The 20,320-nt window shown below is 72.8% G+C and carries 20 protein-coding genes; 14 read left to right on the top strand and 6 right to left on the bottom strand.

Going from position 1 to position 20,320, the window contains the following annotated elements; all coding sequences use genetic code 11:
• The first annotated feature begins 79 nt into the window (after nt 1-79).
• Genes QCD66_RS21540 through dapA form a run of 6 tightly spaced genes read left to right on the top strand, consistent with a single transcriptional unit; the run spans nt 80 to nt 5,844 of the window.
• Nucleotides 80-337: a phosphopantetheine-binding protein gene (locus QCD66_RS21540; RefSeq protein ID WP_357537071.1), complete on the top strand. Its 258-nt coding sequence runs from the start codon at nt 80-82 to the stop codon at nt 335-337.
• Nucleotides 337-1,131, top strand: coding sequence for an alpha/beta fold hydrolase (locus tag QCD66_RS21535; protein WP_375735677.1), 795 nt, complete (start codon nt 337-339; stop codon nt 1,129-1,131). The genes QCD66_RS21540 and QCD66_RS21535 overlap by 1 nt, the downstream gene beginning before the upstream one ends.
• Complete coding sequence (locus QCD66_RS21530; RefSeq protein ID WP_375735676.1) at nt 1,124-2,662, top strand: class I adenylate-forming enzyme family protein; 1,539 nt, start codon at nt 1,124-1,126, stop codon at nt 2,660-2,662. The genes QCD66_RS21535 and QCD66_RS21530 overlap by 8 nt, the downstream gene beginning before the upstream one ends.
• Nucleotides 2,659-3,969, top strand: coding sequence for a type III PLP-dependent enzyme (locus QCD66_RS21525; RefSeq protein WP_375735675.1), 1,311 nt, complete (start codon nt 2,659-2,661; stop codon nt 3,967-3,969). Before QCD66_RS21530 ends, QCD66_RS21525 begins: the two co-directional genes overlap by 4 nt.
• A 48-nt stretch (nt 3,970-4,017) precedes the next feature.
• A complete protein-coding gene (locus QCD66_RS21520; protein ID WP_375735674.1) occupies nt 4,018-4,926 on the top strand; it encodes a hypothetical protein in 909 nt (302 codons plus the stop codon).
• Between the two features lie 33 nt (nt 4,927-4,959).
• A complete protein-coding gene (gene dapA / locus QCD66_RS21515; RefSeq protein WP_375735673.1) occupies nt 4,960-5,844 on the top strand; it encodes a 4-hydroxy-tetrahydrodipicolinate synthase in 885 nt (294 codons plus the stop codon).
• 58 nt (nt 5,845-5,902) lie between these two features.
• On the opposite strand, the gene QCD66_RS21510 is transcribed toward dapA, so the two are convergent.
• Entirely contained in the window at nt 5,903-7,075 is a 1,173-nt protein-coding gene (locus tag QCD66_RS21510) for a pyridoxal phosphate-dependent aminotransferase (protein ID WP_375735672.1), read from the bottom strand.
• 59 nt (nt 7,076-7,134) lie between these two features.
• Nucleotides 7,135-8,736: a thiamine pyrophosphate-dependent enzyme gene (locus tag QCD66_RS21505; protein ID WP_375735671.1), complete on the bottom strand. Its 1,602-nt coding sequence runs from the start codon at nt 8,734-8,736 to the stop codon at nt 7,135-7,137.
• A gap of 369 nt (nt 8,737-9,105) precedes the next feature.
• Here QCD66_RS21505 and QCD66_RS21500 point away from each other — a divergent pair, with 369 nt between their 5' ends.
• The 6 genes from QCD66_RS21500 to QCD66_RS21475 all read left to right on the top strand — a co-directional run bounded on the left by QCD66_RS21500 (nt 9,106) and on the right by QCD66_RS21475 (nt 15,942).
• Complete coding sequence (locus tag QCD66_RS21500; protein WP_375735670.1) at nt 9,106-10,914, top strand: class I adenylate-forming enzyme family protein; 1,809 nt, start codon at nt 9,106-9,108, stop codon at nt 10,912-10,914.
• Between the two features lie 101 nt (nt 10,915-11,015).
• Complete coding sequence (locus QCD66_RS21495; protein WP_375735669.1) at nt 11,016-11,747, top strand: PIG-L deacetylase family protein; 732 nt, start codon at nt 11,016-11,018, stop codon at nt 11,745-11,747.
• Nucleotides 11,744-12,433 (top strand): cytidylyltransferase domain-containing protein, encoded by a 690-nt coding sequence (locus tag QCD66_RS21490; RefSeq protein WP_364207121.1) that lies wholly within the window; start codon nt 11,744-11,746, stop codon nt 12,431-12,433. Before QCD66_RS21495 ends, QCD66_RS21490 begins: the two co-directional genes overlap by 4 nt.
• The gene (locus QCD66_RS21485) at nt 12,430-13,794 is read left to right on the top strand and encodes an amidohydrolase family protein (protein ID WP_375735668.1); all 1,365 of its coding nucleotides are present in this window, start codon (nt 12,430-12,432) and stop codon (nt 13,792-13,794) included. The genes QCD66_RS21490 and QCD66_RS21485 overlap by 4 nt, the downstream gene beginning before the upstream one ends.
• A 16-nt stretch (nt 13,795-13,810) precedes the next feature.
• Entirely contained in the window at nt 13,811-14,743 is a 933-nt protein-coding gene (locus tag QCD66_RS21480) for a proline dehydrogenase family protein (protein WP_375735667.1), read from the top strand.
• 140 nt (nt 14,744-14,883) lie between these two features.
• Nucleotides 14,884-15,942 (top strand): cobalamin-independent methionine synthase II family protein, encoded by a 1,059-nt coding sequence (locus tag QCD66_RS21475; protein ID WP_375735666.1) that lies wholly within the window; start codon nt 14,884-14,886, stop codon nt 15,940-15,942.
• A 53-nt stretch (nt 15,943-15,995) separates the two neighbouring features.
• Here the strand turns inward: QCD66_RS21475 and QCD66_RS21470 are convergent, their stop codons facing one another.
• Nucleotides 15,996-16,334 carry an Imm51 family immunity protein gene (locus QCD66_RS21470; RefSeq protein ID WP_375735665.1) on the bottom strand — a complete coding sequence of 113 codons (339 nt, stop codon included), beginning with the start codon at nt 16,332-16,334 and terminating at the stop codon, nt 15,996-15,998.
• 81 nt (nt 16,335-16,415) lie between these two features.
• Complete coding sequence (locus QCD66_RS21465) at nt 16,416-17,354, bottom strand: NADP-dependent oxidoreductase (protein ID WP_375735664.1); 939 nt, start codon at nt 17,352-17,354, stop codon at nt 16,416-16,418.
• A gap of 177 nt (nt 17,355-17,531) precedes the next feature.
• Here QCD66_RS21465 and soxR point away from each other — a divergent pair, with 177 nt between their 5' ends.
• Nucleotides 17,532-17,981 (top strand): redox-sensitive transcriptional activator SoxR, encoded by a 450-nt coding sequence (gene soxR, locus QCD66_RS21460; protein WP_375735663.1) that lies wholly within the window; start codon nt 17,532-17,534, stop codon nt 17,979-17,981.
• 15 nt (nt 17,982-17,996) lie between these two features.
• On the opposite strand, the gene QCD66_RS21455 is transcribed toward soxR, so the two are convergent.
• Nucleotides 17,997-18,593 carry a LysE family transporter gene (locus QCD66_RS21455; protein ID WP_357537106.1) on the bottom strand — a complete coding sequence of 199 codons (597 nt, stop codon included), beginning with the start codon at nt 18,591-18,593 and terminating at the stop codon, nt 17,997-17,999.
• Nucleotides 18,594-18,665: 72 nt separating this feature from the next.
• Between QCD66_RS21455 and QCD66_RS21450 the strand changes: the two genes are divergently transcribed.
• Entirely contained in the window at nt 18,666-19,559 is an 894-nt protein-coding gene (locus QCD66_RS21450; RefSeq protein WP_375735662.1) for a LysR family transcriptional regulator ArgP, read from the top strand.
• A gap of 92 nt (nt 19,560-19,651) precedes the next feature.
• Here the strand turns inward: QCD66_RS21450 and QCD66_RS21445 are convergent, their stop codons facing one another.
• The gene (locus QCD66_RS21445) at nt 19,652-20,239 is read right to left on the bottom strand and encodes a TetR/AcrR family transcriptional regulator (protein ID WP_375735661.1); all 588 of its coding nucleotides are present in this window, start codon (nt 20,237-20,239) and stop codon (nt 19,652-19,654) included.
• Nucleotides 20,240-20,320: the final 81 nt, after the last annotated feature.

Genomic DNA, 20,320 nt, shown 5'->3' with positions numbered 1-20,320 from the left:
CGGGCCGTCCGGTGGACCGGGGCCGTAGGGTCGACCGCCCGGTCGGTGGCCGGGCGGGACAGGGCGAGCAGGGAGATCGATGGTGGAGCGGGCGTGGGACGACACCTTCATCACGGTGCTTCGCAAGCATCTGAAGCTGCTTGCCGCGGATGACCCGCTGGCGCCGGACGCGAGCCTGGTCGAGCTGGGCCTCGACTCGCTGGAGATGGTGGGGTTGCTGATCGACCTGGAGTCCGTCTACGGGATCTCGTTCCCGGACAGCGAGATGAACTTCGAGACGTTCGCCAGCGCCGAGCGGCTGTGGGCGGTCGTGGCCCGGCTGCGGGCGGCGGGCTGATGGACCTGACGACCCTTCGTCATCAGGAACGCGGCCAGGGCACCCCGCTGCTGTTGATCAACGGGCACTTCCAGTCCCGGGACAGCTGGGACCCCACGGTCGCCCAGCTCGGCCGGCACTGCCGGACGCTGACCTTCGAGTTTCCCAACCAGGGCTCGTCGCCGACCGACCCGGACATGAACACGATCGCGCACTACGCGAGATACACCGCCGCCTACCTCGACAGCATCGGCGTCGATCCCGCCGACTGCGTGGTGCACGGCTACTCCTTCGGCGGCAACGTCTGCCGCTACCTGCACCTGGAGATGGGCGTCGACTTCCGGGCGATCATCCTCGGCGGGGTGGGTTCGCACCGGCTGGCCGAATACCAGCTCCGCCGCCTGGCCACCTGGAGCGAACTGATCGCCAAGGGCGAGACCGACCTGTTCGTCCGGACGGTGCTGCTGCAGATCTTCTCCCCGGACTTCGTCTGCCGGCACACCCGGCACTTCGACGTCACCATGAAGGCGTTCGCCGGCCAGTACGGCCGGCGCCCGGAAGCCGTGCTCGCGCTGATCGGCGCGCTGGAGGACTTCTTCCGGCTCGGCCGCGACGGGCCGGACACCTACCGCTGCCCGGTCCACCTGGTGGGGTCCTCCGCCGACCTGCTGACCCCGTGGCAGTACGTCGAGGAATACGCCAAGGAGATCGGCAGCGTGAGCACCCACTGCCTGCGCGGCGGGCACCAGACCCGGGTCGAGCACCACCAGGACTTCGTCGACCTGATGACCGAACTGATGGCGCAGTATGGGTGAGCCGACGCGGGACGGGGCGCCCTGGGGTGTACGGCTGCACTCCATCCTGGACGATGCCGCCCGGCGGCGCCCGGACGCCCCCGCCGTACGCGACGAGCGGGGCGGCTGGTCGTACGCCGAACTGGCCGACCACAGCCGGCGGTTCGCCCACTGGCTGCGCGAGCGGGGCGTACGGCCCGGCGACCGGGTGCTGCTGCGTACGGCGAACCGCCGCGAGCAGGTGGCCATGGTCTTCGGCGCGGCGCGGGCCGGGGCGATCGCCGTACCGGTGCACCGCGACCTCAAGCCGTTCCTGCTCGCCGACCTGGTCGCTGACGCCGACCCGGCGGTGGTGGTGCTGGAGGACGGCGACACCGACGGCTGGGCGAGCGTCGGCGGCCGGGCCGCCGTCGGCGTCACCGAACTGTGGACGCGCCTGGACGGCACCGGCACCGTCGCCGATGAGCCGGAAACGGACACCATTCCCGCCGACCTCTGCCTCATGATCTACACCTCGGGCAGCACGTCGCGGCCGAAGGCGGTGACGTCGAGCCACGCGCAGGTCCACTTCGCGACGCTGGCCATCGCCGAACGCCTCGCCTACCGCGCCGACGACGTCGTCTTCGTCCGGCTGCCGCTGTCCTTCGACTACGGCCTCTACCAGGTGTTCCTCGCGGCGCTCAGCACCGCGTCGGTCGTCTTCAGCGACTCGGGGCCGGACCTGACCCTGGACCGCCAGATCCGCGCCGCCGGAGCCACGGTGGTGCCACTGGTGCCCTCGATCGCGGCCACCCTCACCGCGCTCGCCGAACGCGTACGCCCCGGCGCACCCCAACCCGCGCCGAGCCCGGTCCGGCTGTTCACCAACACCGGCGCGGCGATGTCCGCGCAGACCATCGACCGGCTGCGGCGGGCCTACCCGGACGCGCGGATCTGCCTGATGTTCGGCATCACCGAGTGCAAGCGGGTCACCATCGGCGAACCCGACGGCGACCTGACCCGCCCGAACTCCGTCGGTCGGCCGCTGCCCGGCACCCAGGTGCAGATCCTGACCGAGGCCGGAACCCCGGCCCCGGCCGGCGAGGTCGGCGAGATCGTGGTCCGTGGCCCGCACGTGATGACCGGCTACTGGCGGGCGCCCGAACTGACCGCCGCCCGGTTCCGGGCCGATCCCCGCACCGGCGAACGCCGGCTGCACACCGGCGACTACGGCTACCTCGACGCGGACGGCCACCTCTACTTCACCGGCCGGCGCGACGACATCGTGAAGCGGCGCGGCCTGCGGGTAAGCCTCATCGAGATCGAGTCGGCGGTCAGCCGGGTCCCCGGCGTCAGCCAGTGCGCGGCGGTGCACGACGCCGACGGCGACCGGCTCGACGTCTACGTCACCGGCACGGTCACCGCCGACGACGTCCTGCGCCAGCTCGGGCAGTGGCTCGACCCGGCCCGCCGCCCCGACTCCTGCCACCTGGTGGACCGGCTGCCGGTCACCGGCAACGGCAAGATCGACCGGGCCGCCCTGCGGCGGCGTACCGAGGAGCTACCGGCATGACCCCGAACGGCGTACGACCGGCCGACGCCACCGGAGCCGGCGACCGGGCCGGCCACCCGGCGGCCCCGACCACGGTCGCCGCACCCGACCACGCGGCGCTCGCCCGCCGGTTCGGCACCCCGGCCTACGTCTACGACCTGGACGAGGTGACCCGCGCGCTCGGGGACCTCTCGGCCAGCCTGCCCACCGGCACCCGCGTCTACTACTCGCTGAAGGCGAACCCGCATCCGGCGCTGGTGGCGGCCCTGGTGTCGGCGGGCTGCCACCCCGAGATCACCTCGTCCGGCGAGGTCGACGTCGCCCTCACCGCCGGCGCCGACCCGGCGGACTGCCTCTACACCGGGCCGGGCAAGACGCCCGGGGCCCTCGCGTACGCGCTCGACCGGGGGGTCCGGGTCTTCTCCGTCGAGTCCCGCACCGACCTGCTCCGCCTCGACACCGCCGCCACCGGGCACGGTGTCCGGGTCGACTGCCTGGTCCGGGTCAACGGGGCCGCGGCCGGCGGCTCCGGACTGCGGATGACCGGTACGGCCAGCCAGTTCGGCGTCGACCTCGCCGACGTACCGGCACTGCTGGACACGGCGGCGCGCTGCCCCGCCGTGACCGTCCGGGGCGCGCACTTCTACTCGATCACCAACGCGGCCACCGAGGAGGCCCTCGTCGCCGAGCTGTGCGGCAGCATCCGCACCGCCGCCTGGCTGCGGGAGAAGGGCCTGCCGCTGGAGGTCCTGGACATCGGCGGCGGCTTCGCCGCACCGTACGCCCGGCCGGGGGAGCGGGTCGGCTACCCCGGGCTGGCCGCCGCCCTCACCGCCGAACTCGACGACCGGGTCGCCGGGTGGCGCGACGGCGACCCGCGGATCGCCGTCGAGACCGGGCGGCACCTGGTCGGGACGTCCGGCACCCTGCTGACCACGGTGCTCGACGTCAAGGACAGCCACGGGCGCCGGTTCGCCGTCCTCGATGCCGGCATCAACCACCTCGGCGGCCTGTCCGGCCTGCGCCGGCTGCTGCCTACCTCCGCCCAGCCGATCCAGGCCGTGGCGAAGGAGGCCGACGACGCCGGGGTCGACCTGGCCGGGCCGCTGTGCACCCCGCTCGACATGCTCGGCCACGGGCTCGGCCTGCCGGGGCTCGCCCCGGGCGACGTCCTGGCCATCCCGAACGTGGGCGCGTACGGGCTGAGCGCCAGCCTGCTCGGCTTCCTCAGCCACCCGGTGCCGACCGAGGTCGTGGTGGCCGGCGGCCGGGTCGTCTCCGCGTCGCGTATCGAACTGCGGCGCGAGCCCGTCCCGGCGGGGGACTGAGACCGCTGGCCCGCCCGGGCGTGGCCCGGAACCGGAGAGGAGGTGTCCGTGGCGGACATCCATCTGTCGTCCATCTCGTACGTCCACGGCGACCCGCGCCCCGTCGCGGGGCTCGGCGAACCCGGCTGCGACGACGAGCGGCTGAGCCAGGACGGCCTGCGCGACTACCGGGAGACGACCGCGTCGTCCCTGGAGATGGCGTGTGACGTCGGCGCGAAGACCCTGGCGGCGGCCGGGGCCAGCCCCGACTTCGTCCTCTACGCCACCGAGACGCCGCAGGAGGGCGAGGACGCGCTGTCCACCAACGCCCGGTTGGCCGTCGCGCTGGGCATACCCGGCACGGTCGTGCTCAACCTGGCCGGGCACGGCTGTGGCAACCTCGGGCTGCTGGTCCAGGTCGCCGACGCGCTGCTGAGCCGCCACCCGGCGGGCTCGGCCCTGATCGTCACCGCCGACCGGGTGGCCAGCGGCCGGGGCCGGATGATGACCGGCCCGCTGTCGGTGCTCAGCGACGGCGCCGCCGCGGTGCTCGCCACCCGGGAGGCTCCCGCCGCCCGGCCGGCGCTGCGGGTGCACGGCGTCGCCGTACGCACCGACGCGCAGGGCGGCACCGCGGACGTCAGCCCCGCCGGGCAGCGCCGGACGGTCCTGCTCGGCCGCTCGGCCGCCGCCGGCCTGAAGGAGGTGACCGGCCTCGGCCCGCGCGACTACACCCACGCGCTGTTCAACAACTACCGGCTCTCGTCGCAGCGGTTCCTGGCCGGGGCCGCGGGGTTCGCGGCGGCCCAACTGGTGCCGGGACCGGTGGCCGATCACGGACACAGCTTCGCGGCCGACCTGTTGGTAAACTGCGCCCTGTTCGCCAGGGCCGGCACGTTCGAGCCGGGTGCCAGGCTCGCTCTCTCGGCAACGGGACCCAATTCGTGGGCATTGATAGACGTTGAGGTCGTCGGCTGACCGGCGACCGGGATCAAGAGCGAAGGTTGATTGATGACCAAGTTGGAAGGCGTGTACCTGCCCCTGGTGACACCGTTCTACGACGGTGCCGTCGACCTGGAGTCGCTGCGGCGGCTGGTCGATCACTACTCGGGCTTCGGGCTGGCCGGTCTGATCATGATGGGCACCACCGGCGAGAGCCCGACCGTCGAGCCCGACGAGCAGCGGGCGGTGGTGGTCGAGACCATCCAGGCGGTGGCGGGCGCCCTCCCGGTGTACGTCGGTGTCGGCGGGAACTCGACCCGGCACGTCGCCGCCGGCATCGCCTCGTACGAGTCGCTGGACGTCGCCGGATACCTGGTCGTCACGCCGTACTACAACCGTCCGCCGGCGGACGGCCTGGTGGCGCACTACCGGGCGGTCGCCGGTGAGACCGAACGGCCGGTCATCGTCTACAACGTCCCGTACCGGACCGGGGTCAACCTCTCCAACGACGCGCTGTTCGAGATCGTGGCGGCCGCGCCCAACGTACGCGCGGTCAAGGACTCCACCGGCAACCTCATGCAGAGCCTCGACCTGCTGCACCGGGCGCCGTCGGAACTGTCGGTCCTCACCGGTGAGGACCCGATGTTCTTCACCAGCCTCGCCAACGGTGCCGCCGGCGGCATCCTCGCCTCCTCGCACCTGGCGACCCGGACGTTCGTCGAGGTCGCCGACGCCATCGCGAAGCAGGAGCTGGTCCGGGCCCGGACCGCCTGGGGCACCATCAGCCCGATGATCCCGTCGTTGTTCGGCGAGTCCAACCCGATGCCGCTGAAGTACTGCCTGTGGCGGCAGGGCCTGCTGCGTTCCCCGGAGTGCCGGCTGCCGCTGACCCGCGTGTCGGCCGGGTTGGCCGCGACGCTGGACGAGCTGACCGCCCAGCTCGCCGCGGCCTAGCGATCCCTCGCACCGGGCGCCACCGGGTGGTGGCGCCCGGGCGCGGTCCGCGCCGGTGTCAGATGGCGGCGACGAGCCGGTCGAGTGCCGTGGCCAGCCGTTGCGGATCCTGCGCGAAGCAGATCCGGAACCAGCCCTCGTTGCCGGGACCGAACGCCGAGCCCGGCGCCAGGCCGACGCCGGCCCGGGCCACCAGGTCCTTGGCGTACGCGAGATCGTCCTCGACCCCGTCGATCCGGAAGAAGGCGTAGAAGGACGCGGGCACCGGCGGCGCCGAGACCCGCGCGATCCGGCCGAGGGCGTCGTCGACCATGTTCCGGCCGTCCAGGCAGCGGGCCATCAGCTCGCCGACGAACGGTTCGCCCTGCCGGATCGCGGCGACGCCGGCGTGCTGCACGAACGTGGCCGACCCGGTGCTGTTGATCGCGCTCAGGTTGCCGACCTGGTGGGCGAGTGCCGCCGGATGCACCAGCCAGCCCAGCCGCCAGCCGGTCATCGCCCACGTCTTCGAGAAGCTCTGCACCACGAATACGGCGTCGTCGTCGCGGGCCACCTCGAGGAAGGAGGGCGCGGCGAACGAGCCGTCGTACACCAGGCGGTTGTAGACCTCGTCCGAGATGATCCACGTGTTGCGCTGCCGGGCCAGGTCGAGCAGTTCCCGCTGCTCGTCGGAGGTCATCGTCCAGCCGGTCGGGTTGCCCGGCGAGGCGACGAAGATCGCCCGGGTCCGCTCGTCGCAGGAGGCGTCGACCGCGGACAGGTCGAGCGACCACCGGTCCTGCTCGGCGTCGAGCTGGACGAAGCGGACCTCGGCCCCCATCGCCTCGATCGCGATCACGATGTTGGGCCAGATCGGCGCGACCACCACGACGTTGTCGCCCGGCTCCACGAGGCACTGCAGAGCGATCATGATCGAGGTCATGCCCGACGAGGTCGCCGAGATCCGGTCCAGGTCGATGTCGAGGCCGTGGGTGCGGTGGTGGTATTCCTGGATCGCCGCCCGCAGCGGCGCGATGCCGCGCCGGTCGGCGTAGGTGGTCTTGCCCTCCCGCATGGCCTGCTCGGCCGCCTCCCGTACGACCGTCGCGGTCGGCAGGTCCGTCTCACCGAAGCAGAGGCTGATCGCGCCCGGGTGGCTGCTGGTGACCTTGGCGACCTCGACGATCCGCTGGCTGCGCATGTGCGCCAACGCCGGGCGGAACGGCAACGTGTGTGGCGTGGCCTGGGCCATGTCGACTCCTCGGAAGCGGCGTGGGACGGACGGCCTCCCGGCCGGTGCGGGATCGGCGTTCACCTGACCCGCGGCAGGCGGATCAGCGGCCACGGGCTCGGCATCTCGCCGACCGGCACCTCGATCACCGTCGGCGCGTCCGGCCGGCCGAACGCCGCGGAGATCTCGGCCGCCAGCTCGTCGGGCGTGGTCGCCCGGACGCCGTACGCGCCGAACGCCTTCGCGAACGCGGGAAAGTCGGGGTTGTGCAGGTCGGTGCCGACCGTCGCGCCGAGACTGCGCAGCTGTGAGCGGCTCACGTTGGCGTACGAGCGGTCGTTGAAGACGACCGCGACGACCGGCAGCCGCTGCTGCACGGCGGTCGACAGTTCGACGGCGGTGTAGAGGAAGCCGCCGTCGCCGGAGATCGACAGGACCGGCCGCCCCGGATTCGCGGCCTGGACCCCGAGCGCGGTGGCGAAGCCGGACCCCAGCGCGCCCTGGTAGGTGACCGGCACGTACGTCGAGTGCGCGTAGATCGGGAAGGCGAACCGGGAGACGTAGCCGACCTGGGTGAGCTCGTCGACGAAGAAGCCGTCGTCCGGCAGCACGGCCCGCATCGCCCGCAGGAAGTCGACCTGGGGCACCAGCCGGGCGGCCTCGGCCTCGACGTCGTCACGGGCCCGCTTCACCCGGGCCAGCCAGTCCTCCCGCTGCGGCGCGTCGTCGACCCGGTCGAGCAGGGCCCGCACCGCGAGGGTCGCGTCGGCGACGAGCGGGACCGCGGGCGGGCGTACCCGGTCGATCTCGGTCGGGTCGAGGTCGACCCGGATGATCTGCAGGTTGTCGTCCAACCCCCACTCGACCTGCGGGCGCATCAGCCGTGTGCCGATGCCCAGGACGACGTCGGTCTCGGCCCAGAGCCGGTGGGCCACCGGAAGCGTCACCGACAGTTCGTGGCGGTCGCCGACGATGCCCCGGCCGCCCATGTCCGCCGTCACCGGGCACCGCAGCCGCTCGGCCAGCCGCTGGATCTCGGCGGCGGCCCCACGCGCCCCGCTGCCGACCATGATGAGTGGGGCCTTCGCGGAGGCGAGCAGCGCGGCGGCGGCCTCGACGGCGGCGGCGTCCGGATGCTGGTCGACGGCCGGCCCGGTCCAGCGGTGCGGGTCGCCGGCCTCGGCCCCCCACACGTCGGTCGGCACCTCGACCGCCACCGGGCGCGGCCGGGTCCACCGCAGCCGGTGGAACGCCTCGCCGAGTACGGCGTCGATCTGAGCCGGTGTGCCGACGCGTTCGGCCCAGCCGGTCAGCCGGCGCAGGATCCCGAGCTGGTCGGGGACCTCGTGCGGTACGCCGTAGCCACGGCCGAGCAGCGGCGAGGGGATCTCGCTGGCGAGGCAGAGGATGCGGGCGTCGCCGGCGTATGCGGTGGCGAGCGCGGCCGTGGAGTTGAGCACGCCGGGGCCGGAGATGACGGTGTAGACGCCGATCTTGCGGGTGGAGCGGGCGTAGCCGTATGCCATGAAGGCGGCGCCCTGCTCGTGTCGCGTGTGGATGACCCGGATGTCGGTGTCCGCCAGGGCGCCGAAGAGGGCGTCCATCTGCTCGCCGGGCACCGTGAAGAGGACTTCCACGCCCTCCTCGACCAGCTTGCGGACGATGTGCTCGGCTACCCGCACCGGACGCCCGTGGTGGTCGCCGCCGGAGACGGCACGGTCGTCACGACGACCGCCGCTGATCCGTGGTGCGATCCGGCGGACCCGGCACTGTCCGTCCGATCCGGAGAGGCTGGCATGGCGTGCAGTGTTGCACATCGCATCGACGCGGTCCATGGTGGATGAGCGGGCCGCCAGCGCACGATGGATGTCAATGGTCAATCGGTCAGCTCGGGGTTCCGAATCGTCATTGAAATTCAATCGCTGTCGATTGACAGGCGGCCGAACGGGTTGACCGGTAAGGCTTGCGGCCGGCAGTTTGGCGGCGGCCCGAAGGTATCGAAGATTGCGATAGGATCACCGGCGCCCGACGGCGTCACCAGGGGAGTGAGATTGCAGACGAACGGTGTGCTCCTCTTCCGTGACCATGTCGAGGCGGTGCCCGACCGGGCCGCGTTCGTCTTCGTCGGCGACGGCGACGACAGGGTGGTGACCTACGCCGAGTTCGACGCCGACGTGCACCGGGTGGCGTCCGGGCTCCTGGCGGACGGGCTGGCTCCGGGGGACCGGGTGCTGATCTCGGCCCGGCCCGGGCCCGAACTGTTGCAGGCGATCTACGGGACCGTCCGGGCCGGACTCACCGCCGTGCTGTGCGATCCCGGGCTGCCCGCGCCGGCCGCGGAGGCGATCCTGGCCGACGCCGGCTGTCTGGCCGCGGTGGTCGACGGCGGCGACGGCGGTGTCACCACGGCGGCGGTGCGCCGGCTGCCGGCGCGCACCTTCACCATCGGCGGTCCCGGGCCGCGCGGTTTCGCCGAACTGCTCGCCGCCCCCGTGGCCGACCTGCCGGTGGAGGTCCCGGACCGGTTTCCGGCGGTCGCGTTCCTGACCTCGGGCAGCACCGGCCGGCCCAAGATGATCTTCAAGACGCACGAGCACTTCCGGCTGCTGACCCGCTACCGCAGCGGCGGATACACCGCGTCGGCGGGGGCGGCCACCGAGGCCGAGGGCCGCTACCTGGTCGCCACGTCGCTCTACCACACCTCCGGCCTGAACGCCGGTGTCATGCTGGGACTGCTGCGCGGCTGGACGGGCGTGGTCGCCGACTCCTTCCACCCGGCGAAGATCCTCGTCAAGCTCGCCCTGCACCGCTGCGCCACGGTCGTCTTCACCCCGTCGCAGGCCGCCGCCCTGCTGCGCGAGCGGGACCTGCTGCGGGCCCTGGACCTCAGCGCGCTGCGCTCGATCCGGGTGGGCAGCGGCCCCTCCACGCCCGGCATGCTGGACCGGCTCCGGGCGGCCGTGCCGACCGCCGAGATCCTGAACATCTACGCCCTCACCGAATGCGCGCCCTGCCTCGGCCAGCCCCCCGGCGAGAAGCAGGCGCCGGACAGTTGCGGCCGGCCATGGGCCGGCGTGGAGGCCCGCCTGCTCGACGAGTCGGGCCGGCAGACCACGGAAGGCGAACTGTGGATCAAAAGCGATCTCATCTCCGCGGGCACCATCCTCGACGAGGTCACCACGCGTGAGCGTTACGTCGACGGCTGGCTGCGCACCCGCGACATCTTCCGGGTGGACGACGAGGGCTGGTACCACTTCGTCGGCCGGATGGACGACATGTTCGTCTGCGGCGGCGAGAACGTCTTCCCCGGCGACGTCGAGAAGATCCTGGCCAGCCACCCGGACGTGAGCGACGTCTGCGCCACCGGGCTGCCCGACGAGATCCTCGGCGCCGTGCCGGCCGCCGCGGTGGTGCTCCGACCCGGTGCCACGGCGCGGCCGGCGGACCTGGTGCGCCACGTACGGGACAACGCGCCGGTCCACCTCGTGCCGCGGCGCGTCGTGGTCGTACCCAGGATTCCCACCCTCGGGCCCGGCAAGGTCGACCGGCGGCAGGTCCGCAACGACCTGACCGACGCCGCCCCGGCGCCGGTCGCCACCGCCCCGGTCGCCACCGTGGCCGGCGACCCGCTGCACGAGCGGATCGCGCGGATCTGGGGCGAGGTGATGCAGGTGGCCGACCCCGATCCCGGGCTGTCGTTCCTCGACGCGGGCGGCACGTCGGCGCTCGCGCTGGCGCTCACCACCCGCCTCAGCGACGTCGACCTCACCGTCGAACTCGGCGACCTGCTCACCGACGGCAGCATCGACGACCTCGTCCGGCTGGCCCGGGCGGGCCGGTCCGACACCCGGGTCGGCTGAGCGGTCCGGCCGTCGTACGCGCAAGGGAAGCGGGTCGCGGCAGCCACCCGCGGCGAAAGGAGACGATCCTGCTACCACTGCCCCGCGACTTCGGTCGCGCCATGGTCATCACCGCGCATCCGGACGACGCCGAATACAGCTTCGGCGGCACCGTCGCCCGGCTCGCCGACGCGGGCACCGAGGTGGTCTACGTCGTCTGCACGGACGGCTCGCAGGGCGGGGAGGACCCGTCGGTGTCCGACGCCGACCTGACCCGGCGCCGCTACGCCGAGCAGCAGGACGCCGCCGACCTGCTCGGCGCCACCGAGGTCGTCTTCCTGGGGCTGCGGGACGGATCGCTCACCCCGGACGTCCCGCTGCGCCGCGCGCTCACCCGCGAGATCCGCCGCCACCGGCCCGAACTGGTGCTGACCCACCAGCCGCTGCGTTCCCTGGTCTTCCCGATCGGCGCGTCGCACCCCGACCACCTGGCCACCGGCGAGGCCGCCCTCGCGGCCGTCTACCCGGACGCCCGCAACCCGCGCGCATACCCGGAGCTGCTGAGCGAGGGGCTGACCCCGCACCGGGTCCAGGAGGTGTGGATACCGGGGCACGAACACACCGACTTCTACGTCGACGTGTCGCCGTACCTGACCCGCAGAATCGAGGCCATCCAGCGGCACAAGAGCCAGTTCGCCGACGACGTCGACCCGACGGCGGCGCTGGCCTGGGTGGTCAACCGGCTCAGCGGCAACGGGCAGGTGGCCGGCTGCCGCTACGCCGAGTCGTACCGGCGGATCATCACCGAGGCGGCGGCCGGTGCCGAAGCCGTGACGGCGGAGGCGGCCCCGTGACCCCCACGATCAAGGCCGTGATCCCGGCCAAGGCGTCCTCGACCCGGGTGCCGGACAAGAACTTCCGTCCCTTCCACGGCACCCGTTCCCTGCTCGACATCAAGGTCGGCCAACTGCTGACCGTGCTGCCGGCCGAACAGATCTACGTCAGCAGCGAGGAGCCCGCCTGCGCCGCGCACGCCGAGCGGCTCGGCATCAACTTCCTGTCCCGGGCACCGGAGCTGGCCCGCAACGAGACGCCGTACGCGTCCGTGGTGAGCCAGATCTGCCGGGACACCCCCGGCGACGACGACATCATGTGGTGTCACGTCACCGATCCGCTCTTCGACCAGTACGCCGAATGCCTCGCCCGGTGGCGGGAGGCCCGCGACCACAACGACGCCCTGGTCGTGGTCTACCCCCGCCAGATGTACCTGCTCGACCACGACCACCGGCCGATGGGCTTCGGCTTCGGCCCCTGGCACCGGCCGTCGCAGACCCTGCCGATGCACTACCAGCTCGGATTCACCCTCTCGATCCTGCGCCGCTCCACCGCCACCACGCTCGGCCCGATCGGCGCGAACCCGTACTGGTTCCACGCGGCCAACCAGCCGGTGGACATCGACACCGAGGACGACTTCCGGATGGCCCAGGCGATCTACGCCTACCTGCACGAGCAGGACCCGGCGCGGGCGGCGGCCCGATGACCGGCACCCCGGCGTACGACGACGCCCCCGACCTGGTCGTACGCGACGTCACCGTGGTCGACGTCGAGGCCGGCGCCCACCGGCCGGCCCGCGACGTGTGGGTGGCCGGCGGGCGGATCACCCGGATCGAGCCGACCGCCGCGGACGACCCGCCACCGGCGTCGGCGCGGGTCGTCGACGGCGCCGGCCGCTACCTGATCCCCGGCCTGTTCGACTGCCACGTGCACATCGCCTTCAACGGCTTCCTCGGCGTCGAGTCCGACTTCCGCCGCACCCTCAAGCAGATGCTCGTGCACGGCGTGACCCAGGCCGTCGACTTCTTCACCGCCGGCGGCCACTTCCCGGGCTCGGCCGCCGACCGGGTACGCGACGACGTGAACGAGGGCCGCTTCCTCGGGCCGTGGCTGCTCACCTCGTACGGCTGCCTGAACGCCCCCGGTGGCTTCTGCAGCTGCTCGGTCGGCGACGCGGCGAGCGTCGTGGTCACCATGGACGACGTACGCGAGCAGATCGACCGGATCACGGCGGCCAACCCCGATTTCGTGAAGATCGTCTACGACGACGTCTTCGGCACGCTGCCGAACCTCAGCCCGGACCTGCTGGCCGCGCTCATCGACGAGGCACACCGGCGCGGATACCGGGCGGCGGTGCACATCGCGACGGTCGACGACGCCTCGGTGGCCGTCGGCTGCGGGGCGGACATCATCGGGCACGGCGTCATCGACCCGATGCCGCCCGAGCTGCTGGCCCGGATGGCGGACGCCGGCACCATCCTGATCCCCACCCTCGCCTCGTACGAGTCGCGGTCGCTGCCCCGCTGGCGGATCTCGCTGCCACCCGCCGCCCCGCCGGACAGCGTCGCGCAGTACCAGCGCCAGCACCGGTCGATCTACGAGATCAAGGACCAGATCGACGACTACGCGCGCGCCTACGAAGAGGCGTGCGCCAACCTGGGGCCGCTGCTCGACGCGGGCGTCACCGTCGTCGCCGGCTCCGACGCGGGCACCTGGTACACGTTCCCCGGCGACGCGCTGCACCGCGAGCTGGCGATCTACGCCGAACAGGGCCTCGCACCGGCCCGGGTGCTGCGGATGGCGACCATCGACGCCGCCCGTGCCTTCGACCTGGCCGACCGGTTCGGCACCGTCACCGAGGGCAAGGACGCGAACCTCGTCCTGCTCGGCGCCGATCCGCTGGCGGACATCGCCGCCGTCCGCGCGATCGACGCCGTGGTGCTGCGCGGTCGGCTCCTCGACCTCGACGCGCTGCGCGCCGACATCACCGCGCCGCACGAGGCCCCACCCGCCGAGATCGACGAGGAGGTCTGTAGCCCGCACCACCTGCGGACCTCGGTGCACTGACCGGGAAGGGAACACCGTGCTGCGCCGTACCCTGATCGCCGCCGCCAACCAGGACCGGGTCAAGGCGGCCGTCCAGGCCGTGCCGGCGACCCGCGCCGTCGTGGCCCGGTTCGTCGCCGGCGAGACGACGGCGGACGCGCTCGCGGCCGCCGCGACGCTGGTCGCCGCGGGGCTCCGGGTGACGTTCAACCAGCTCGGCGAATACGTCACCGATCCGGGCCGGGCCGGGCAGACCCGCGACGACTTCGTCGCGCTCGCCGGGCGGCTGGCCGACAGCGGGCTGGCCGGCCCCGGCAGCGAACTGTCGGTCAAGCTGTCGGCCCTCGGGCTGCTCGACGGCGCGGACGGCCCGGCCCGCGCCCTGGACCACGCCCGGCTGATCTGCGCCGCCGCCGACCGGGCGGGCGTGCTGGTGACACTCGACATGGAGGACCACACCACCACCGACAGCACGCTGGAGATCACGCGGGCGTTGCGGCGGGACTTCCCGTGGGTCGGTGTCGCGATCCAGGCCGCGCTGCGGCGCAGCCCCGCCGACTGCGCCGACCTGGCGTACGCCGGCTCGCGGGTCCGGCTGGTGAAGGGCGCCTACCGGGAGCCGGCCGCGGTGGCGCTGCACCGGCGGACCGACGTCGACCTGGCCTACGTACGGTGCCTGCGGATCCTCTTCGCCGGCGCCGGACATCCGCTGGTGGCGACCCACGATCCACGGCTGGTAGCGATCGCCGCCGAGTTGGCCCGACGGACCGGTCGGGGAGCCGGCGACTTCGAGTACCAGATGCTGCGTGGCGTGCGCGACGGCGAGCAGCGCCGGCTGGCCGCCGCCGGCCACGGCGTACGCGTCTACCTGCCCTTCGGGCCGCAGTGGTACGGCTACTTCACCCGCCGGCTCGCCGAGCGGCCGGCGAACACCCTGTTCCTGTTGCGGGCCCTGGCCTCCCGGCGGTAGCCGGCCCGGTCCGCGCGGGTAGGCGCCGGTCGCCGACCCTGGTCAGGCGCCGTCGGCGGATCCGGAATCGGTTGCCGCCGAACGGGTGCGCGTCACGACTGCCTATTGTGGAATGTTCAGCCTCGCATTAGCGTTCATGCATGATTCTCCCGACGGAATCCATCGGAAGCATCCCACGACCGCAGCGGCTGATCGCCGGCATCGCCGACCACGCCGCCGGCCGGATCGACACGGCCGCCCTCGACGCCCTCTACGACGACGCCGTACGCGACACCATCGCCCGCCTCGAGGCCCTCGGCTCGCCCGTGGTCACCGACGGCGAACAGTCCAAACCCAGTTTCGCCACCTACCCGTTGCAGGGCCTGCCCAACCTGGCGCCCGACGGGGCGGTCATCCCGTTCGCCGACGGACACACCCGCCAGCTGCCCCGGCTCACCGCCGGCCCGTTCCGCTACGCCGTCCGCTCCGGCCAATACCTGCGGGCCGCGCGCAAGCACGCCACGGTGCCGGTCAAGCAGGCGGTGATCGCGCCGTCGGCGCTGAGCCTGTTGTACCCCGGCGGCGGCATCGACGGATACGACCGGGAGGCGTTCCTCGACGACCTCGTCGACGAGGCGGAGGCGGACATCAGGTCGGCGTTCGACGCCGGGGCGTACTCGGTCCAGCTGGACTTCACCGAAGGCCGGCTGTCGATCAAGCTCGACCCCTCCAAGGGGGTGCTCGACGCGTTCGTCGCGCTGAACAACCGGGTCCTGGACCGCTTCAGCGACGAGGAACGGGCCCGGATCGGGGTGCACACCTGCCCCGGTGGCGACCAGGACTCCACGCACAGCCTCGACGTCGACTACACCGAGCTGCTGCCGCACCTGTTCGCGCTGCACGCCGGCGCGTTCTACGTGCAGCTCGCCAGCGAGCCGGACCCCGACCGGGTGCTGGCGGCGATCGCCGCCCACTCGCGACCGGACCAGCGGATCTTCGTCGGGGTGACCGATCCGGTCGACCCGGTGGTGGAAGCCGCCGAACTGGTCCGCGACCGGGTGCTGCGGGCCGCCGAACACATCCCGCCGGACCGGCTTGGCACCTGCGACGACTGCGGGTTCGCGCCGTTCGGCGACGACGTGTCGACGTCCCGGGACACGGCCTGGGCGAAGATCAGGGCCCGGATCGAGGGGACGGCGCTGGCGGCGCGGCAACTCTGAGCCCGGGCCCGGGGTCGGCGGAACGGCATCCGTCGACCCCGGCACCGGCCGGCTCAGTCGTCGAACTCGAACCCGTTCGCCTTCGCCAGCTCGACCAGCTCCCGGATCCGTCCGGCGTCCGAGGCGACCGCCGCCATCCGGTTCGCCAGGTCCTCCAGAGCCTCCCGGTCCGTGCCGTAGGCGCAGAACATGCCGCCCTCCGGGTCGTACGAGAAACGCCCTTCCAGCGTCGGGGCCTCGGTGCTGACGAGAAGCTGGGCGACGCCCTCCCAGAAGTATCCGTTGGGTTCGTGGCCGAGTTCGGCGATCACGTCGTCGACGGCGGTGGTTCCCGCGTCGAGCAGCAGGGAGTACTTGCCGGGGGACGGCTCGATCAGCCGCATCGGTTCCATGCGGGCAGCCTCGCAGGTGCCGGCCGGCGCCGGCAACCGTGACCCGTCAGGCATCCCGGCAGCCGGGGGACCGGCCGGCGGTCACGGCACCTGGTTCCCCACGAGCAGGGCCACCTTCCCGTACCCGTGTCCGGTCTCGACGTCGCGGTGCGCGTCGGCGGCCCGCTCCAGTTCGTACGCCGCGCGGATCGTGACCCGCAGCGTGCCGTCCGCGCACCTGGCCAGCAGTTCCGTCAGCCGCGCGGCCGACCGGTCGCTGCGCAGCTGCCGGCAGCCGAGTTCCCCGGCGAGGTCGAAGTCGGCGATGGTGCCGATCCGGCCGCGGTCGGCGACGAGTTCGACCGTCGTACGCAGGTTGCCGTGCCCGGCCGCGTCGAGCGCGAGGTCGATGCCGCCGGGGGCGGCCGCCCGGATACGGTCGAGCTGGCCGTCGCCGTAGCGGACCGGGGTCGCGCCGAGCGAGCGGACGTACTCCTGGTTGGCCGCGCCGGCCGTGCCCACGACGGCCAGCCCGCGGGCCCGGGCGAGCTGGACGAGCATGGTGCCGACCCCGCCGGCGGCACCATGCACGAGCAGGGTCTCGCCGGCCGTCGCGGCCAGCGCCTCCAGTGCGGTGTGCGCCGTCTGGCCGGACGCCGACAGGGTGCCCGCGGCGCGCCAGTCGACCCCGGCCGGCTTGCGTACGACCTGGGTGGCCGGGACGGCGACGAACTCCGCGTAGCAGCCGAGCACCCGGAATCCGGCGACCTCGTCGCCGACCGCGAAGTCGTGGACGTCGGCGCCGACGGCCTCGACCGTGCCGGCGAACTCGTTGCCGACGACCTGCGGGAACGTGATGTCCGCCCAGGGCGGAAGCGCGCCGGAGCGTACGGCCACGTCGACCGGCTGTACCCCGGCGACGGCGACCCGCACCAGCACCTCCGTCGGCCCGTACGGCGGGCGGGGCAGCTCGCGCGTCCGCAGCACGTCCGCGTCCCCGAACTCGTCGAACGCCGCCGCCCGCATCGTCGGTGCGTTCATCGGGGACCGTCCGCCGACGTTGGCGTACCTACCGGATTCGACCTGGTCATAACGCTTCCCTCCTGGTCAAGTTCACTTGATGTAGAGTCAACTTCGTCAAGTGCACTTGACGTCAAGGGCCGACCGGGCGGGACAGAGCAAGGGCCGACGGGTCGGGGTGACCGATCGGGGAAGAGGATGCCGCAGCTCGACGCCGACCTCGTGTGGCTGCGGCCCGGCCAGGTCGCCGCCCGGGCCGGCGTCGCCGTCTCGGCGCTGCACTACTACGAGAGTCTCGGCCTCATCCGCAGCCGCCGGACGGCGGGTAACCGTCGCGAATACCGTCGCGACACGCTGCGCGTCATCGCCTTCATTCGGGCCGCCCAGCGGGTGGGGGTGTCGCTGGAGCGCATCAAGGAGGCCCTCGACCGGTTGCCCGACCAGGGCCTGCCGACGAAGCGGGACTGGGCGGCCATCTCCCGGCAGTGGCACGACGACCTGACCCGTCGCATCGACGAACTGACCGCGTTGCGTGACCAGTTCTCCGACTGCATCGGTTGCGGGTGCCTGACGCTGCGGTCCTGCCCGCTGTCCAACCCCGGCGACGTGCTCGGCCGCGAGGGCCCCGGCCCCCGCAGGTTCCCCTGAGCCGGCGTCGCGGGCTCAGCCGAGCAGCAGCGTGACCGCCAGCACGACCATCAGCACGGCGACGCCGCCGTCGACGACGCGCCACGCCGCCGGTCGGGCCAGCACCCCGGCGAGCCGGCCGGCCCCGAAGCCGAGGGCGGCGAACCAGACCACGCTGGCCAGCATCGCACCGCCGCCGAACCACCACGGATACGCGTGCTGCCGGGAGATCGAGCCGATCAGCAGCACCGTGTCCAGGTACACGTGCGGGTTGAGGTACGTGAAGGCGAGGCAGGTCAGCAGCGTGGCGCGCAGCGTGCCGGCCGGCCGCCCGGCCGGCGTCAGCGCGCCGGGCCGGATCGCCCGGCGGGCCGCGAGCACCGCGTAGCCGAGCAGGAACGCGACACCGCCGTAGCGGACGGCCGCGAGGACGGCGGGCCGGTCGGCGATCGCGGCGCCGAGGCCGGCGATGCCGGCGGCGATCAGGGCCGCGTCCGAAACGGCGCAGGTGAACACCACCGGTAGTACGTATTCGCGGCGCAGCCCCTGCCGCAGCACGAACGCGTTCTGCGCGCCGATGGCCATGATGAGTGCGACGGCTACGGAGAATCCGGCGATGGTCGAGGCGATCACCCCGACGACGCTAGGAGCCGGCGTCACTTTGCTCCAGCTAAAGATTTTCAACCTGCATTAGAATCGCTAATCATGGCGCTCGACCCGGTCCAACTCGTCACCTTCCAGGCGGTGATCAACGAGGGCAGCTTCGAGGCCGCCGCCCGCTCGTTGCACGTCACCCCGTCCGCGGTCAGCCAGCGGATCAAGGCGTTGGAGCAGGCGGTCGGGCAGGTCCTGGTCCGGCGCGGCAAGCCGTGCGAGCCGACCGAGGCGGGCACCGCACTGGTCCGGCTCGCCGGCCAGACCGCCCTGCTCGAACGGGAAGCCCTCGACGCCGCGCGCGGACCGGTCGCCGGTGGCCACACCCGCACCCGGGTCGCCGTCGTGGTGAACGCCGACTCGCTGGCGACCTGGTTCCTGCCGGCCCTGGCCGGGCTGACGGCCGAGGGCGGGCTCGCCTTCGACATCCACCAGGACGACCAGGACCACACCGCCGACATCCTGCGCGCCGGGACGGCGATGGCGGCCGTGACCGCCCAGCAGGTGCCGGTGCAGGGCTGCCGGGTCGAGCGGCTGGGCGCGATGCGCTACCTGGCGATGGCCGCGCCCGCGTTGCGGCGGGCGCACTTCGCCGGTACGGACGTGGTCGCCGGCTTCGCGACCGCGCCGATGATCGTGCTGAACCGCAAGGACCGGCTCCAGCACCGGTTCCTCGGCACGCTGACCAAGCGCACGCTCGACCCGCCGATCCACTACGTCCCGGCGGCCGCCGCGTTTGTGGAGGCGGTCCGGCTCGGGCTGGGCTGGGGACTGGTGCCGGAGCGGATCGCCGTCGAGGACATCGCCGCCGGTCGGTGTGTCGACCTCACCCCCGGTCGCCACCTGGACGTGCCGCTCTACTGGCAGTACTGGCGGCTGGAGTCGACGGTGCTCACCACGCTGACCACCGCCGTACGGGCCGGCGCGGCGACCGCCCTACGCTGACCGCCCCGCCCGCCGTTGCCCCGTCCGGCGCCTTGTTGATCAAGGGGATGTGTCGGGCGAAACAGGTCAGGATCTTGGCGACAAGTCCTTGATCAACGCGGGCGGTGCGGGGCTGGGCTCAGTCCCGTCACGGCGAGCCGGAACAGCCGATCCGCCCGGGCGGCGGGGTCGGGGTGGTGCTCCGTGGCCAGGACGATGCCGACTATCAGTGTGATCAGGTCCGCGACGGTGACACCCGTCGCCACCGCGCCGTCCTGCGCGGCGCGGTGCAGCAGGGGACCCGCCGCCTCTTCCAGCGCCGCCGAACAGGCGTTCTCCTGCACCGGGTCGGATCCGGGGTCGTCGTAGGCCAGCGCGGCCGCCAGTCCGCGGACCGAGACGGAGTAGGTGAGGACGTTGTCCAGCCACCCCAGGAGCGCGTCCCGGCTGTCGCCCCTGCCGGTCAGTTCGTGGGCGCGGACGCACAGTGCCTCGATCCTTTTCCGGGATACCGCCTCCAGCAGTGCGCGGCGGGTGGGGAAGTGCCGACGTACGGTCGCCGAGCCGACCCCCGCGGTGCGGGCGATCTGCTCCAGGGAGGCGGCGGCGCCATGGGCGGCGACTTCCTTCTCGGCCACCGCGAGGATGCGCGCGTAGTTGCGCCGGGCGTCGGCGCGCTGGCCGTCGGGCATGGCGTTCATCTCCGAGCTTGCTAAGTGGCGGGGTCCGCCATATCGTATCGAAACATAAACGGCGGACCCCGCCACTTAGCTGCCGAGCAG

The organism is Polymorphospora sp. A560 (assembly GCF_045781765.1).
Lineage (GTDB): Bacteria > Actinomycetota > Actinomycetes > Mycobacteriales > Micromonosporaceae > Polymorphospora > Polymorphospora lycopeni.
The sequence above is the reverse complement of the archived record's forward strand: the minus strand, read 5'-3'. Positions and strand labels throughout refer to the sequence as shown.